The organism is Camelimonas fluminis, from assembly GCF_014656355.1.
Taxonomy (GTDB): Bacteria; Pseudomonadota; Alphaproteobacteria; order Rhizobiales; family Beijerinckiaceae; genus Camelimonas; species Camelimonas fluminis.
Map to the genome: position 1 here is coordinate 1 of NZ_BNCG01000137.1, position 1,226 is coordinate 1,226.

At 65.5% G+C, this 1,226-nt stretch carries 1 protein-coding gene; it reads left to right on the forward strand.

The features are described from left to right. Positions 1 to 171: 171 nt before the first annotated feature. A partial coding sequence (istA, locus tag IE243_RS22830) for an IS21 family transposase (RefSeq protein WP_191321567.1) occupies positions 172 to 1,226 on the forward strand: 1,055 nt, incomplete at its 3' end.

Here is a 1,226-nt window from a genome sequence, read left to right on the forward strand (position 1 = left end):
TGCGTGTTCCACGGGATGGTGGGCACTGATTCCACCGGATGATGGGCGCGCGTTCCACGCGATCATGGGCAGCATTTCCACGGCATCGTGGGCAACGATTCCACGCGATCGTGGGCATTTCTGGCCGACAGTCTGAAGCTACGGTTCCCTCGCTCAAGCGAGGGAACCTGAATGCCAACGGAACGACTGTCGATGCGCGTGATACGTGATGTGCTGCGTTTGAAATATGCCCAGAGGTTGAGCGAGCGGACGATCGCCGGCTCGCTCGGGCTGGGCAAAGGAACCGTGGGAGCCTACCTGGGCCGGGCGCGAAGGGCCGGCCTGACGTGGCCGCTTCCCGAGACGTTGACCGACGACGACCTTGAGTTGCTGCTGTTCCCGGCGGCGCCTTCCGTTCCGGATCACGAACGTCCCGTGCCTGACTGGTCCGTGGTCGACAGGGAACTGCGGCGCCCCGGCGTCACGCGCGCCTTGCTCTGGGAGGAATACCGCGCGGCCCATCCTCTCGGGTTCGGCTATGCCTGGTTCTGCGAGCACTACGAGGCCTGGAAGGGCCGGGTCCGCCCCTCGATGCGTCAGACGCATGTGGCCGGCGAGAAGGTCTTCGTCGACTTCGCGGGCGACACGGCTGATCTGGTCGACGCAAAGACCGGCGAGGTCCGTGCGGTGAAGCTGTTTGTCGCCGCGCTGGGGGCGTCAAACTACACCTACGCGGAAGCCGTCGCATCGGAGGGCCTCGAGGACTGGATCGGTGCACATGTCCGGATGTTTGCTTTCCTGGGCGGCGTGCCGAAGGTGGTGGTTCCCGACAACCTCAAGTCGGCAGTGTTCAAGGCGGACCGGTTCGATCCGGGACTGAACCGGACCTACGCCGAGATGGCTGGCCATTACGGGGCAGCTATCCTGCCGGCGCGCCCCTACCGGCCGCGCGACAAGGCGAAGGTCGAAGTTGCGGTGCAGGTGGCCCAGCGCTGGATACTGGCGCGGCTGCGCAATCGGCGGTTCTTCTCGCTGGCCGAGATGAACGCCGCAATCCGTCAGTTGGTCAACGAACTGAACATGCGCGTGATGCGCGGCTACGGCGCCAGCCGCGCCGATCTGTTCGCCACCCTCGACCGGCCGAACCTGCAGCCGCTGCCGCCGGAGCCCTACGTATTCGCCCGCTGGAAGCGCACCCGCATCGCGCCGGATTACCACGTCGAGGTCGACAGTTGCTGGTATTCCGT